Source organism: Companilactobacillus sp. FL22-3 (genome assembly GCF_054881455.1).
Genome location: NZ_JBTYYZ010000010.1, coordinates 1 through 14,564 on the forward strand (window position 1 = coordinate 1; position 14,564 = coordinate 14,564).

A 14,564-nucleotide genomic window follows, 5' to 3' on the forward strand; every position below is an offset into this window, starting at 1 on the left:
AGTAGTCTTTCCGGGAATACTTTGACCTATACATTAAGTAAATCGCTATCTAGTTCACTAAATAGCGCAACCATAACGATTAACGGTGTGGCTAATGGTGTCAGTGCTTCAACTAAAGTTCCTTCCGTGCGTTCACATTTTACAAGTGATGATTTAATCAAAGATGTTGATACCGTACCATTCGTTATCAATAAAGCTAAGCCAATTAATTTGAGTTTGGATCAAACTCAGATTACTGTCAAAAATGATGAAGCTGCTAATGTAACTGGTCAAGTTACGTATACCGACGGAAGTACAGTCACCAATTCAAAGGTTAACGTGTATGGAATTCTCAATGGAACCAAACTGACCACGGTGTCATTGGGAAGCAGTGGAACTGATGGTAAATTAAATTATTCAGTTCCTTATTCACAACTTACTCAAGAAAAGAATACCCTTCAGATATATGTCAAAGACAGTGATGGTAATGTTTCTAATACGGGAACGGTAATAATTTCTAAACAAGGGACATTATCTTTGAACGTTGGCAATTATAGCTTTAAGACGATCAATACTGGTTTTGTTAACGGTTTAATTCCACGAACTGGTGCCTGGAATGTTTCAGTTAGCGATGCTAGAGCGCAAGGATCGCAATGGAAATTAACAGCCACAAATGATGGCTTGTATCAAAATAGCCTTAAATTTGCTGGAAACTTGATTTTTAGAAAATCTGATAATACAGAACAAGACTTCAGTTCCACAATCCCAGTTCAGATTGCTCAAGGAGCTAAGACTACTAGTGGTATTCAAGTTACACAAATTAGTGATAATTGGAATAGTGCCACAGGTATTTTATTGAAATCAACTGGTAAATCAGTGAAAGGCGCTTATACTGGAAAAGTTAATTGGGTTTTAAATGATTCAGTCTAGAAAAATACGTTAAATTGAATTTTTATTTGTTCAATTTAACGTATTTTTTTGGTTTATAAATTTGTTATGAAAAACCTTTCAGAGCTATATAATCTATCAAGAGTTAGTGATACTATGAGCAATAGATAGGCCGATTCTTGACCAGATTGGGGTGATATGATGAAACAGTATAAAGTTATCGTTTGGGGCCTTGGTAATGTTGGCCGGGCCGCAATTAGAATGATTCAGGAGAAACAGTCATTGCAGTTAGTAGCAGCAGTGGACATTGATCCGAAGAAAGTTGGCAAAGATGCTGGTGAGATTTTTGGCTTTGCTAAAACTGGCGTTACAGTAACTGATGATATCGATGAAGCATTGAAGTTAGATGCTGATGTAGTTTTGGATTATACGCCATTGGTTAGAGATGAAAAAGGCGGCTTTACACCTAGCGCTGTAGATGTTTGCCGATTATTAAAAGCTAAGAAAAATGTGATCACGACTTTGCCAATCTATTATTCACAGGCAACTACACCTGATTTATTCAAAATGATCAATGATACTGCTAAAGAAAATGGAGTTTCTTACTTACCAACTGGTTTGTTACCAGGAGCTTATGCTTCGTATATTCCAACTGTCTTAGCGGGACTTATGGGTCATGTGGATAAATTACAGTTCAATCAGGTGAAGACGATCAACATAATTATTCGAGTTGGGTCAAAGTTTTTGGATATGGTATGGATCCAAAGCAATTTCCACAGGATAAGTTGAAGTTAGGAATTGCTTCGTATTATATTTCTGGAGTCTATGAAATGGGTGATCGGCTTGGATTCAAGTTTGATGATATGAAGATTGAACATGAGTGGTACACCGCCCCAGAAGATTTACATCCAACATTTGGGACGGTAAAGAAAGGTACCCTTTGCGGACACAAGTTCACAATGAGCGGCATGGTTAATGGTGAAGCCAAAGTCAGTTTGATCTACGTTCATAAAATTTGTGATGATGTAGTTAAGACTCCTGCAATTGACAACAAGATTCACATTGAGGGGATGCCTAAAGCACTCGATATTAGTATCGATGGTATGATGCCTCTTGATGAAAGTTATGTAACTAGTGCGGCACCAAGCGTCAATGTCATTCCAATGGTAGTTGACGGCACGAGTGGTTTTATTCAGGCACTAGACTTAAAAGTCGTCACACCACTTAAATAGGAAAATATCTAAATAATGAGTGAGAGCGGCGCAAAACACTTTAAGCTTTCGAGCATTAATGTAAAAAGGCGGTAACTCGATTTTGAGTTGCCGCCTTTTGGATAAAAAAAAGACATGGCTCTGAGATAAGAGCACGTGTCTTAAAAGTGTTTAATTTGATGCAGCTTTTGTAGATTGACGACCTTAATAGCGGTCATTGTGGTTATTTCTTTGTTGATATCTCAATAGGTCACGGATTTGTTGTAAGTATTCGGTTTGTGGATCTGGGATTGCTTCACCGTTTCGATCAAACTTACTACGTGAACCATCACGGCGCATTTTATTCATCATTTTAACGATCATGAAGACGACGAACATAATGATCAAGAAATTGATTAAGGCGTTGATGAAATCACCGATCAAGAAAGTTGCTCCTAAGATTTGAAATTTCATGTCTGACAAGTCAATTTGTCCGATGATGAGTCCAATCAGTGGATTCAAAAGGTAAGTAGTAATCGCTGATACCAAGCTATTAAAAGCAGCACCAACGATAACACCGACAGCTAAGTCAACAACAGTACCACGGGAAATAAATTCTTGGAATTCCTTCAGCATTCTCGCAAATCTCCTTCATTATTATTACCTTTTTCAAAGTACAAGATTCACTTTACTATAATTTGAGAAAAATTAAAGTGCCGTGGAGATATTTATTCAAATTTTAATTTTGGAGTAAAAAAAGTCCAATCACCGGGATGATTGGACTTGCGACAATATTTAATTATTTTGAGCGTATTCGGTGTATTTTGCCTTAACATCATGAAGGTCAGTCAGGGCAAGCTTTTGATCGACTTCGGCGGTCATATCGGCGCTTGTCTCGTCGGACCAGTCATAATACTTAGCCATGTAGTCGATAACTCCAGTTTTGACTGATTTCATGTGTTCAATATCAAATAACATTTGACTACTACGACGAAGTAAGTAATCGATAGGATGTTCAACCATCTCAAACTCTAGGCCATAATTCAACATAGCCCAGTCGATTCTTGGCAAATTGTCCTTAGTTTGAGTGTCTGGTAATAATTGATAAACATCGAAGACATTTGAACCATAACGCTGAACTAACTTTTCAGCCTCATCGCGTTCTAGATCATAGTTGATAATCCCTTCATGAACAGCTTGGTCAAAGTAATCCATCCAGCCTTCATCACCACCAACTTCACCGCCGGATAAGGTTAAGTCTTCAGTGACTGTTTTCTTGAAGTCATAATCAGTTTCAACAGCTAGTTGTTCGGCCACACGGTTGACGATTTTTTCGGCCATCTTTCGATAACCAGTTAGCTTACCGCCAGCAATGGAGAGCAGGTCAGATTTGGATTGGAAAATCTCATCTTTTCGAGATATTTCTGATGGTGATTTGCCTTCTTCTTGAATCAGCGGACGAACGCCAGACCAACCACTTTCAACATCATCAGGAGTAAGATATTGTGGTAAGTCAAACATTTGATTAGCTGCCGCTAGAATATAAGTTACATCTTCCGTGGTAATATTTGGTTCTTTAGGATCTGCTGTCCAAGTCGTGTCGGTCGTTCCAATATAAGTCTTGTTTTCTCTAGGAATGGCAAACATCATTCGGCCATCGTGGAATGGGGTATCAAAGTAAACTGAATTAGTGATCGGGAATTTATCATGATCGATAACTAGGTGAACCCCTTTTGTAAGATGCAAGTGTTTACCAGTATCTGAGCCATCCAGTTGTCTGATTTCGTCTACCCAAGGACCGCAGGCGTTAATTACCTTTTTAGCATGGATTTCACCGGTCGAGCCATCGATCAAGTTTCTAAAGATCACTCCACAGACTTTGTCGTGTTGATCATACAATAGGCCGGTTGCTTGGATGTAATTGGCAATCAAGGCGCCAGATTCATTAGCTTTTTTCAATACCTCTAAAGTTAAACGGGCATCGTCAGTTCGATATTCAACGTAAACACCAGAACCTTTCAAGCCTTCGCCTTTAATGTATGGCTCACGTTCTAAGGTGTCATGTGCTTTTAACATGAACTTTCTTTCGGATTTCTTTACTTGCGCTAAGCGGTCATAAACGTCCAGTGCAATTGAAGTAGTGAATGGTCCGAAAGTCCCGTCGTCGTAGAAAGGCAACATCATTTTTAATGGTGTCGTTACGTGAGGGGCATTATTGTAGACAATTGCCCGTTCGCTACCAACCTCGTGAACTTCCTTGACGGCCGCTTGTTTCAAATAACGCAGCCCCCCGTGAACTAATTTAGTTGAGCGACTGGAAGTTCCAGAAGCAAAGTCACGCATTTCAATCAAACCGGTTTGGATATTTCTAGTTTGAGCATCAAGCGCAATCCCACTACCAGTGATCCCACCACCGATTACTAATAAATCTAATACTTGATCTTGCATTTTTTGCAAGTTGTCCGTTCTGGTTTTATTAGAAAATTCTGTCATGATAACCTCCTGTTTTTCACATTCTAGGCAAAGCAAGCATAACCTCATCATCTGAGAAATGCACAGACTTTAAATCAAAATAGGTTAGCTTCATTTTAATAAATAAATGTGAAAGTTGAAAGCGATTTACTGAACAATTTTATCGTTGTGAATATGTTTTTTGAATTTAGCATAGTCGCCACTGAAAATATCGTCTGTAGGCTCTAGTAACATTGACTTTGGGAAATAAAAGCGTTCGTCGCCTAAAACTTTACCAGTCAATGCGTTAACTAAACGGCTGATGGTCGACAGCTCTAATAAAGAGCCATCGTCTTGCATGATTTCAATCTGAGTGCGATTCTTATTCGAATTCGGGTCATAAATATCGTAAGGTAAGTCGTAGCTTGTATTAGTTGCTGTGTAGTAATCCTTGTCAAAGCCGACATTTTCAACTATTTCAGCTAAATTAGGCAAGATTTTTGCGGTGTTTTGGTCATATTCAGCTGATTTGAAAGGTCTACGAGCTAGAAAACGATAGGATAGATCTTTTAAAATTTCATCTGGGTAACTTTGCCACAAAGTGAAGTAGGTATTGAGGATGCCATCGTCGAGTAGTAAATAATCATCGATTGAGACTTTGTTTTCAAAGAAAGGAATCAAGAGGCTTGGCATCTCGAAACCATTCATATGATTATGTTCATAGAGATCCTTAGCTCGTTGTAGGAGCTTAGTTAAGACAACTTCCATACCTCGAGATACAGGATGAAAATAAACTTGTTGATACATTTGGAAACGGCTGAGAATATAGTCTTCAACTGCATGCATCCCATTTTTATCAAAGGCGATACCACCTTTATAAGGTTTCATCACTCGCAGGATTCTGGTTAAATCAAACATTCCATATTTAGTTCCTGTGAAGTAAGCATCGCGCAAGAGGTAATCCATGCGATCAGCATCAACTTGGCTAGAGATCATTTGAACTACTTGAGGATTAGGATAGGTATGGGCAATCACACTGGCAACTTTGTCTGGGAAGTCAGGAGCAACTTGTCTCAAAACACCATTGATTTCTGTTTCTGGTGAAGTGATGATCTTTTGAGTCCACATCTCATGATCGGTATTGAAAATATGTTCAAAGGTGTGAGAATAAGCACCATGACCCACGTCGTGAAGCAATGCCGCACAGAGAGCAACGAGGCGTTCGTTATCATCCCAAAGACCGTCACCGCTTTGTTTGGTGGGATAATTGCGTTGAAAATTATCACAGATTTGTCGTGTTATTTCATAAACACCCATACAGTGAGTGAATCGGGAATGTTCGGCTCCTTGAAAAGTAAATGAAGAAGTCCCTAGTTGTTTGATACGGCGTAGACGCTGAAATTCCTTGGTATTGATTAAATCGAGGATGACTTTGTGCTGAATATGAATGTAATTGTGAATTGGGTCGCGAAAGACTTTCTCTCTTGGTAACATTTCGATGTTGTCTGACATTTATTTGCCCTCCAGTAGAATCTTATTTCTTTTAATTAAATCGTTTAGCGTGTTATTATAGGCCTCTTGGTAAGGGAGTGAATTTTGAATTATATAAAATGTTTCTTGATCGACGTGGTAGTCTTGACTGATGACTTGTAAGATTTTTTCTTTGGCTGTAGTAATCGATAATTCTTGGTTTAACAGCTGGTCCAAGTTTTCCATAGCTTGAAGGTTGATCTCTGGGTAGGCAAAGCTTTGACTTTTGGGGAAGTTGCTGATTTCATAAAAGTTTTTCATGAGGCGGCTGCGTTGCTTTTGATTACCATTGATACTTATATAAGCCATGACAGCCACAGCATTGCCTGCTCTTCTCTGCGATATTCCAGCAAACTTTTTCCCGTCAATACTGAGGTCATAAGTTCCTGGGCAATATGAATTGACGATCTCACCGGCAGTTATGCGTGGCGAAAAGGCTTGTTTTAATAAGGAATACATTTTTTCGTAAGCATCGTCGATCAAAAGGTTGTCTTTGTCAGGTAAAAAGATCGTACAGTTAAGAATGCCTGAATCAGTGACGACACCTAGTCCTCCAGAATTACGGAGATAAAATAAGTAGTCTTTTTCTGACAACATATCTAGGCCCGCAGAGAGATTATTTAATCTTTTATCTTGCATGCCTAAGATGACAGTTGGCTGCGTAACCCAAAAATGGACTACTGGCTGGTTATTTTCGGAAACGAATTTTAAAATGGCACCAGTGTCTGAAAATGGAACAAGCATATCTTTATTAGAGCTAATTTGTTGGTCGTATAATATAATAGTATTGTTCACTTAATCACTTCTTTGAATTAATAATATAATTTTATCATGTAGAGGCTGTAGGGTATTGGAAAATAATAGTTTTGATATAAATGTTGAGTTAAATATTGATACATTACAATCTGGGGAGTTAACTCATACCAAAATTTCTGAACCGGGAAAATTCACTCAGATTGGTAATTCGATTTATTTGAGATTTCATGAGAGTTTGGAAAATGATGATAAAGCATCTATTCTAGTTAAAATTACGGAAAGTGGCGAGATTCACGTTAAACGAGTGGCCAAAGCTAATAATTTGGCTTCATTACTTTATTTTACCCATCAAGAACACAATAGTGGCCACTTGGAAACTGAATATGGAATTATGCCTTTAGACACGTATACCAAAGATTCTAAGGTCGAAATTGTAACTAATCCACTTTCTGGTAAAATAAACATTGATTATGATCTGATTTACGATAATAATGTAATAGGAAATTATAAGTTTAGATTGATTTTTAGTGCTTAAGTCTATATCATTATAAATAAGACGCTGCGAAAGGACGTGTACACGTTTGAAGTTTGACAAATTCAAGGGTCAAAACAAAGACGAGCTTTCATTGATTGAGGTCGCCTACGAGATCCTAAACAACAATAATAAAGAAGTAATGAATTTCTCAGATATCGTGAATGAAATACAAGATTATTTGGGTAAATCTGATGACGATATTAAGGAATCACTTCCTCAATTCTATACAGATTTGAATAATGATGGTAGTTTTCTTTCACTTGGCGAAAATGTTTGGGGTTTGCGCAAGTGGTATCCATATGATTCTGTCGATGAAGAAGTAAATCATCCTGAAGACAATGGTACTGAGAATACTCACAAGGCTGCCCAAAAGGTTAATGCCTTCTTGAGTGATGACGATGAAGATGATGACGTGGTCGACTACGATGATGATTCAGATCTAAGCGTCACAGATATGGATGACGATGATGACAGTGATGGCTCATCTGAAGGTGGTCCAGACTTGTCTAAGTTCACTAACTCTGATTTAACATCTGTTGATGACGATGACGACGATGAACATGATGAGGGTCTAGACGACGGTATCGAAGGTCAATTGACAGAATTCGATGCCGACGACGATGACGAAGATATCGATCTTTCTGATGATGATGACGAAGATGATGATGATATCGACGATGACGACGACGATGACAATAAATAAGTTTGATTTTTTTGATTAAAAGTTTGACGACTCGAACATATCACGGTATTATATAGTTCGGGCTCTATTTAGATAGACTAATTTAAGTTCCCTGTTCATGTTGAATGGGGGACTTTTTTATTTTTGCAAGTAAGAAATCCCTAGAATTAATATGTGGAGGAAAATATGACTAAATACATTTTTATTACAGGTGGAGTCGTTTCATCATTAGGTAAGGGAATTGTTGCCGCATCCCTTGGTAGACTGTTAAAGAATCGCGGCCTTAAGGTGACAATGCAAAAATTTGATCCTTATATTAATGTGGACCCAGGTACAATGAGCCCATATCAACACGGTGAAGTTTATGTTACAAATGATGGTACAGAAACTGACCTTGATTTAGGACACTACGAAAGATTTATCGATAACGATTTGAACAAGTATTCAAACGTTACAACAGGTAAGATTTATTCTGAAGTTATCCGTCGTGAACGTCACGGTGATTACAACGGAGCAACTGTTCAAGTAATTCCACATATTACAGATATGATCAAGCAAAAGATTATGCGTGCTGCTACAACAACTGATTCAGACGTAATCATTACTGAAGTTGGAGGTACTGTTGGTGATATCGAATCACAACCATACCTTGAAGCTTTGCGTCAAATGAAAGCAGAGGTTGGTTCAGAAAACGTTGTTTATATTCATACTTCACTCGTACCATACTTAAAGGCTGCTGGTGAAATGAAGACGAAGCCAACTCAACACAGTGTTAAAGAATTGCGTGGAATCGGTATTCAACCAAACATCTTAGTTGTCAGAACTGAAATGCCAATGCCACAAAATATGAAAGATAAGATTGCTTCCTTCTGTGATGTTGACTCAGAGGCTGTGATCGAATCTCGTGATGCTAGTTCACTTTATGACATTCCTTTGAATCTACAAGCACAAAATTTCGATGATATCGTTTGCCGTTACTTGCATTTAGATACAAAAGAAGCCGATATGGCAAATTGGCAAAAGCTAGTTGACCGTGTCCACAACTTGAAACACAAGACAAAGATTACTTTAGTTGGTAAATATACTAAGTTACAAGATGCTTACATTTCCGTAACAGAAGCCCTACGTGCTGCAGGTTATGCTTATAATACAGAAATAGAACTAGAAAAGATTTCAGCTGATCTTATTACGGAAGACAATGTGGCTGATTATCTAAAAGATTCTGATGGTATCCTAGTTCCTGGTGGTTTTGGTAGCCGTGGACTTGAAGGTATGATCACAACTATCAAGTATGCTCGTGAACATGATGTACCATATCTTGGAATTTGCTTGGGTATGCAGATGGCAAGTATTGAGTTTGCCCGTGATGTTGCTGGTATCAAGGATGCAACAACTGGTGAAGTTGATCCAAATGCTCAAAATAAGATCATTGACATTATGGCTGATAAAAAAGATGTCGAAGATCGTGGCGGTACTTTACGTTTAGGTGCATATCCATGTAAACTAAAAGAAGGCTCTAAAGCAGCAGCTGCTTATGACAATCAATCAGTTATCCAAGAGAGACATCGTCACAGATATGAATTTAACAATGAATATCGTAAACAATTCGAAGATCTTGGCTTAGTATTCTCAGGTGTTTCACCAGATAACCACTTAGTTGAAGTTATCGAAATCCCTGAAAACAAGTTCTTCGTTGCAGCTCAATACCATCCTGAATTCTTGTCCAGACCAACTAAACCAGAAGGTTTGTTCAAAGGATTTATCGGTGCAGCTTCAGGCCTTGAAGAAGATCAAATGTAATCTTCTTTTGAAGTAGTTAAAAATAGTTAGGAAAAAACTTATGCAAAAACTTGTAATCAACGGTGGAAAGAAATTATCGGGTGAAGTGACTATTGGTGGTGCTAAAAACAGTACCGTAGCGTTGATTCCTGCAGCAATTTTATCTGACACACCTGTAGTGTTAGATTCTGTTCCCCAAATTAGAGATGTAAAAAATTTACGTTCTATTTTGAAAGATATGAACGTTACTTCAGAAATGAATAATGATGTATTGCGAATTGATCCGACAAAGATCCAATTTGCTGAACTACCTAGTGGCAAAGTAAGCAGTTTGCGAGCTTCCTACTATTTTATGGGTGCGATGCTAGGTCGTTTCGGTAAAGCAGTCGTCGGTTTTCCAGGCGGCGATGATATTGGACCACGTCCTATTGACCAACATATCAAGGGATTCGAAGCATTAGGTGCACGCGTTGAGAACAAACATGGGCAAATCATTATTACAACTCCTGAAGAAGGCCTCAAGGGAGCTAAAATCTTTTTAGATATGGTTTCAGTTGGTGCAACGATCAATGTTATCCTGGCAGCTGTTAAAGCTAAAGGAACGACGGTGATCGAAAATGCCGCTAAAGAACCAGAGATTATTGATTTAGCAACATTCTTGAACAATATGGGAGCTGTTATCCGTGGTGTGGGTACAGAAACCATCCGTATCGAAGGCGTCGATGAATTACGTTCAAATAATGCTCATACGATTATTCCTGATCGAATCGAAGCTGGGACTTATTTAAGTTTGGCAGCTGCTAACGGCGGAGATATTTTAGTTAAAAACATCATTAGTGAACATTTGGATGCTTTCTTGGCTAAACTTGATGAGATGGGCGTTAATTTAGAGGTTGGCGAAGATAGTATTTACGTTAAACCATCGCCTAATTTGAAAGCCGTCAATATTAAGACAATGCCATATCCTGGTTTTGCTACTGACTTGCAACAACCGATCACACCGCTTTTGATGAAAGCTAGTGGAGAAGCGATGATCATCGATACCATCTATCCGAAACGAGTAAAACACATTTCTCAGTTAACGAAGATGGGAGCTAATATTACCAGTGAAAATGATTTGATTTTTGTTCATGGCGGAGCCCAATTAAAGGGTGCGAATGTCACAGCTGATGAGATCAGAGCTGGAGCTTGTTTGATGATTGCGGGACTATTAGCTGATGGTCAAACTGTCATCGATCACGCTGAAAATATTTTGCGTGGATATGATCAAGTGGTTTGGAAGCTTCATTGTTTAGGCGCTGACGTTAAGTTAGTTGGCGAAGATGAAATGATTGAATCTTGACATCAGCCTAGTAACCTGATAAATTAATTTATAATTAAGACACAGAGAGGAAGTGCGCCGTTGAGAAATTAAGTTCAAATTCAAGATTATACAAATATGTTAAATATTGTGTGTAGTTTGATTTGGCTTATTTTCTTGACCCGCTTCCTTAAAACCAATTAAGGATGCTGTTTAGCGTCCTTTTTTTGTACGAAAATTTTTAGTCAGATTGCACTACACCTGAATGAAGGTGTTATTAAATGGGTACAATTCAAGTCGAAAATGTTAGTTTTAAATATGACCAAATGTTGAACAACCTATTTGATTCATTAAATTTAAAGATTGATGAATCATGGAAATTAGGTTTGATAGGGCGTAATGGTCGTGGCAAAACTACCCTATTGAAACTTTTACAAGGAAAACTTGATTATCAAGGTCAGATTATTTCTAATCTCAATTTTTATTATTTTCCACAGACGGTTGTTGATAAAAACGTGCCAACAGTCGAAGTGGTACAAAAATTAGCTCGAATAGAGAAATACGATCTTTGGAAAATTGAGATCGAGTTGGATAAATTACAAGTCAGTCTAGATGTCTTGCAGCAAACTTTTTCCACGCTTAGTCCTGGTGAGCAGACGAAAGTCTTATTAGCAATCTTATTTATTGATGAATCAGGTTTTCAATTAATTGATGAACCGACGAATCACCTAGATATCGAGGGACGTCAGATCGTTTCAGAATATCTCAAGGCCAAAAAAGGCTTTATCATAATTAGTCATGATAAAACCTTCTTAAATCCAGTGATCGATCATGTTATCTCCATCAATCGGGCAGATGTGACAGTCTTTAAGGGCAATTTTGATACTTGGCAAGATAATAAAGCACGTCAGGATCAATATGAACAGAATCAAAAGGAACAATTACAAAAAGATATTCGTCGGTTACATGAAACAATGGTTAAGCGAGAAAATTGGTCCAATCAAACGGAGTCACAAAAGAACAAAAAGCATTACACTGAAAAAGTTCACTTGGATAAAGGGTTCATTGGACGTAAGTCAGCTAAGATGATGAAAAAGGCCAAGACGGCCCAAAAGCGAGTCGAAAGCGCTATTGATCAAAAACAAAATTTATTGAAGAATTTTGAAGATGAAGAACCAATCGCTTTGAATTACCAGCCGGTTAATTATCCACAAGTAATGGTGGAAGTTAAGGACTTGTCTTTGCAACATAACGAAATAGTCACGCCAACTGTTAATTTCAAAGTTGAAAATCGCCAAGTTGTGGCCTTAGTCGGTCCCAATGGGATAGGTAAAACGACTATCTTTAAACACATTTTGGGACTGCCACAGCCATTTGAGCATCAGGGGGATGTCAGAGTAGCCAATAACCTCAAAATCTCGTATTTGGCGCAAAATGATGAATTACAAGGCGATATTCAACAACTAGCTGTGGATAAAAAAATCAAATTGGAATTAATTTATTCTAATTTACGAAAATTAGGCTTTGAAAGGTCCTTGTTTGAGCAGCCTGTGGAAAAAATGAGTCAAGGCCAACAAAGAAAAGTTGCCTTAGCCTTGAGTTTGTCCCAGGAAGCTAATTTGTACTTTTGGGATGAACCATTGAATTACTTAGACGTTATTACACGTCAACAGATTATCGATGTCATCAAAAAACAACGTCCAACCATGCTTTTGATTGACCATGATTTGGATCTGATCGATCAAGTGGCTGTGCAAAAAGTCAGCTTACATTATTAGAATTATATTGAAAATTAGCTTTAGTCATGATAATATTAGACACTGTTAGTTATTATAATCTATATTTCCGTTAAGGATTTATGGCAAAGGAGCGACATAGAATGAAACAAGGAATTCATCCAGAGTACCGCCAAGTTGTATTTATGGATTCATCAACAGGTAAGAAATTCTTAGCTGGTTCAACAATGAACTCAAAAGAAACAACTGATTATGAAGGTACAGAATACCCATTGATTCGTGTTGAAATTTCATCAGATTCACATCCTTTCTACACAGGTAAGCAAAAGTTTGCTCAAGCAGATGGACGTATCGATCGTTTCAACAAAAAATATGGTTTGCAAAACAAATAAAAAAAGTCATCCAATCGGATGGCTTATTTTTTTGCTTTCGTATTCTTTGGCTTCAGATGTGAAAAGACCCAAACGAAGTTGATCATTGCTAAAATACTAGTACTTAAGAAGACAGCTGAATAGCTGAAAATACCAGAGATCGATGAACCAAGTAATGGTCCACAGACATTACCAACTGATTGGAAGGACTGGTTATAACCGAAGATCCGACCAGTATATTTGGGATCAGTATATTTGGCGAGAATTGTTTGTACTTGTGGAACTAAGCAAGCATCAGAGATACCAACTAAGAACCGCAGACCTGCTAATTGCCAGACATTAGTAACGAAGGCTTGGGGGATATAGACCAAAACGGCAAAAATTAAACCGCCGACTAAAATTTTCCCTGTACCGATTTTATCGCCCAAGGCACCGAAACGTGGAGCCGCGATGATGTTAGCAATTCCTGGCATTGCAGCAATGACACCCGCCACCAACGTTACTTGACTCGAGTTATGCATCAGCTGTTTAACGTACAAACTGATGATAGGATTGATCGAGTTGTTAGAAGTCTGGATGATCATGGTTGTGACAAACATGGCCAAGATTAAATTGGGATTTTTCAACTTGTGGAAAATTTCTTTGGTTGATTCTTCTTGCCCCTTAGGAACAGGTTTGAAATCTTCCTTAATAAAAATCGTAACGAGAATAAAAGCTATGAAAAGTAATGACCCAGTTATCATAAAAGGAATCCGATAACCGAAGTATTGAGCGATAACACCGCCGACCAAAGGTCCCAGAAGCGTTCCGGAAATAACACCGGTGTTCAAGGTTCCTAAAGCTTTTCCACTTTCCGATCTAGGTGCCGTTGAGGCAATTAAAGTGTTGGAGTTGCTGACGAATCCTGAAAAGACACCTTGCAAGAGTCGTAAAACAACCAACTGCCAAGGAGCAGTGACGAAAGCCTGTAGGAAAATAACAATCGCCATCCCAAGCGATGCCCGAATCAGCATCAACTTACGACCGCGACGGTCAGCAATCTTGCCCCAAATAGGAGAGATAATCGCCATAACTAGGAATGTCGATGAAAATGCGATACCATTCCAAATGACGAGCTGACTTTTTGTGAAATTACCTAACTGGTTAATGTATAATGGCATAAAGGGTGTTATCATACTGAAGCCAATACCGGATACAAAAGTACTGAACCAAAGAACTATTAGGTTACGTTTCCAATAATTGTTCGGCTCGACAGTATCATCTGTATTAGATGTCATATACATCAAATCCTTTCTAAGTATCTTAGTATACTCTTTTTTTGTTTATACCAGACAAATTAAATTATTTATAATTGAGGAAGTTTTTTC

The 14,564-nt window shown here is 38.1% G+C and carries 14 protein-coding genes; 9 read left to right on the plus strand and 5 right to left on the minus strand.

What is annotated here, in order from left to right; genetic code table 11:
- The 3 genes from ACYT32_RS09620 to ACYT32_RS09630 form a co-directional block, all read left to right on the plus strand.
- The coding region (locus tag ACYT32_RS09620) for a hypothetical protein (RefSeq protein ID WP_395265910.1) at positions 1 to 909 on the plus strand (909 nt) is incomplete at its 5' end.
- Positions 910 to 1,068: 159 nt separating this feature from the next.
- On the plus strand, positions 1,069 to 1,656 hold the full coding sequence (locus tag ACYT32_RS09625; RefSeq protein WP_461793433.1) for a hypothetical protein: 588 nt from the start codon (positions 1,069 to 1,071) through the stop codon (positions 1,654 to 1,656).
- Positions 1,623 to 2,099, plus strand: coding sequence for a hypothetical protein (locus ACYT32_RS09630; protein ID WP_461793434.1), 477 nt, complete (start codon positions 1,623 to 1,625; stop codon positions 2,097 to 2,099). The genes ACYT32_RS09625 and ACYT32_RS09630 overlap by 34 nt, the downstream gene beginning before the upstream one ends.
- 183 nt (positions 2,100 to 2,282) lie before the next feature.
- On the opposite strand, the gene mscL is transcribed toward ACYT32_RS09630, so the two are convergent.
- From mscL to ACYT32_RS09650, 4 genes are all read right to left on the minus strand, one after another.
- Positions 2,283 to 2,693, minus strand: coding sequence for a large conductance mechanosensitive channel protein MscL (gene mscL / locus ACYT32_RS09635; RefSeq protein ID WP_395265913.1), 411 nt, complete (start codon positions 2,691 to 2,693; stop codon positions 2,283 to 2,285).
- 159 nt (positions 2,694 to 2,852) lie between these two features.
- Entirely contained in the window at positions 2,853 to 4,550 is a 1,698-nt protein-coding gene (locus ACYT32_RS09640; RefSeq protein ID WP_395265914.1) for a glycerol-3-phosphate dehydrogenase/oxidase, read from the minus strand.
- Positions 4,551 to 4,676: 126 nt separating this feature from the next.
- Positions 4,677 to 6,020: an HD domain-containing protein gene (locus ACYT32_RS09645; RefSeq protein WP_395265916.1), complete on the minus strand. Its 1,344-nt coding sequence runs from the start codon at positions 6,018 to 6,020 to the stop codon at positions 4,677 to 4,679.
- Complete coding sequence (locus ACYT32_RS09650) at positions 6,021 to 6,833, minus strand: lipoate--protein ligase family protein (protein WP_395265917.1); 813 nt, start codon at positions 6,831 to 6,833, stop codon at positions 6,021 to 6,023. It lies immediately after the preceding gene.
- A gap of 55 nt (positions 6,834 to 6,888) precedes the next feature.
- Between ACYT32_RS09650 and ACYT32_RS09655 the strand changes: the two genes are divergently transcribed.
- From ACYT32_RS09655 to ACYT32_RS09680, 6 genes are all read left to right on the plus strand, one after another.
- Entirely contained in the window at positions 6,889 to 7,329 is a 441-nt protein-coding gene (locus ACYT32_RS09655; protein WP_395265918.1) for a YwiB family protein, read from the plus strand.
- A 46-nt stretch (positions 7,330 to 7,375) separates the two neighbouring features.
- On the plus strand, positions 7,376 to 8,032 hold the full coding sequence (rpoE, locus tag ACYT32_RS09660; protein ID WP_395265919.1) for a DNA-directed RNA polymerase subunit delta: 657 nt from the start codon (positions 7,376 to 7,378) through the stop codon (positions 8,030 to 8,032).
- A 165-nt stretch (positions 8,033 to 8,197) separates the two neighbouring features.
- Entirely contained in the window at positions 8,198 to 9,811 is a 1,614-nt protein-coding gene (locus ACYT32_RS09665) for a CTP synthase (RefSeq protein WP_395265920.1), read from the plus strand.
- Between the two features lie 40 nt (positions 9,812 to 9,851).
- Positions 9,852 to 11,132: a UDP-N-acetylglucosamine 1-carboxyvinyltransferase gene (locus tag ACYT32_RS09670; protein WP_395265921.1), complete on the plus strand. Its 1,281-nt coding sequence runs from the start codon at positions 9,852 to 9,854 to the stop codon at positions 11,130 to 11,132.
- Between the two features lie 239 nt (positions 11,133 to 11,371).
- Positions 11,372 to 12,868, plus strand: coding sequence for a ribosomal protection-like ABC-F family protein (gene abc-f / locus ACYT32_RS09675; RefSeq protein ID WP_395265922.1), 1,497 nt, complete (start codon positions 11,372 to 11,374; stop codon positions 12,866 to 12,868).
- Positions 12,869 to 12,969: 101 nt separating this feature from the next.
- On the plus strand, positions 12,970 to 13,218 hold the full coding sequence (locus ACYT32_RS09680) for a type B 50S ribosomal protein L31 (protein WP_010018477.1): 249 nt from the start codon (positions 12,970 to 12,972) through the stop codon (positions 13,216 to 13,218).
- A gap of 23 nt (positions 13,219 to 13,241) precedes the next feature.
- On the opposite strand, the gene ACYT32_RS09685 is transcribed toward ACYT32_RS09680, so the two are convergent.
- A complete protein-coding gene (locus ACYT32_RS09685) occupies positions 13,242 to 14,474 on the minus strand; it encodes a multidrug efflux MFS transporter (RefSeq protein WP_395265923.1) in 1,233 nt (410 codons plus the stop codon).
- Positions 14,475 to 14,564 lie beyond the last annotated feature (90 nt).

Coding starts and splice junctions, on each gene's coding strand:
- ACYT32_RS09670 (WP_395265921.1), top strand. CDS start 9,852: ATGCAAAAACTTGTAATCAACGGTGGAAAGAAATTATCGGGTGAAGTG.
- ACYT32_RS09630 (WP_461793434.1), top strand. CDS start 1,623: ATGGATCCAAAGCAATTTCCACAGGATAAGTTGAAGTTAGGAATTGCT.
- ACYT32_RS09640 (WP_395265914.1), bottom strand. CDS start 4,550: ATGACAGAATTTTCTAATAAAACCAGAACGGACAACTTGCAAAAAATG.
- abc-f (WP_395265922.1), top strand. CDS start 11,372: ATGGGTACAATTCAAGTCGAAAATGTTAGTTTTAAATATGACCAAATG.
- ACYT32_RS09680 (WP_010018477.1), top strand. CDS start 12,970: ATGAAACAAGGAATTCATCCAGAGTACCGCCAAGTTGTATTTATGGAT.
- ACYT32_RS09685 (WP_395265923.1), bottom strand. CDS start 14,474: ATGACATCTAATACAGATGATACTGTCGAGCCGAACAATTATTGGAAA.
- mscL (WP_395265913.1), bottom strand. CDS start 2,693: ATGCTGAAGGAATTCCAAGAATTTATTTCCCGTGGTACTGTTGTTGAC.
- ACYT32_RS09625 (WP_461793433.1), top strand. CDS start 1,069: ATGAAACAGTATAAAGTTATCGTTTGGGGCCTTGGTAATGTTGGCCGG.
- ACYT32_RS09645 (WP_395265916.1), bottom strand. CDS start 6,020: ATGTCAGACAACATCGAAATGTTACCAAGAGAGAAAGTCTTTCGCGAC.
- ACYT32_RS09665 (WP_395265920.1), top strand. CDS start 8,198: ATGACTAAATACATTTTTATTACAGGTGGAGTCGTTTCATCATTAGGT.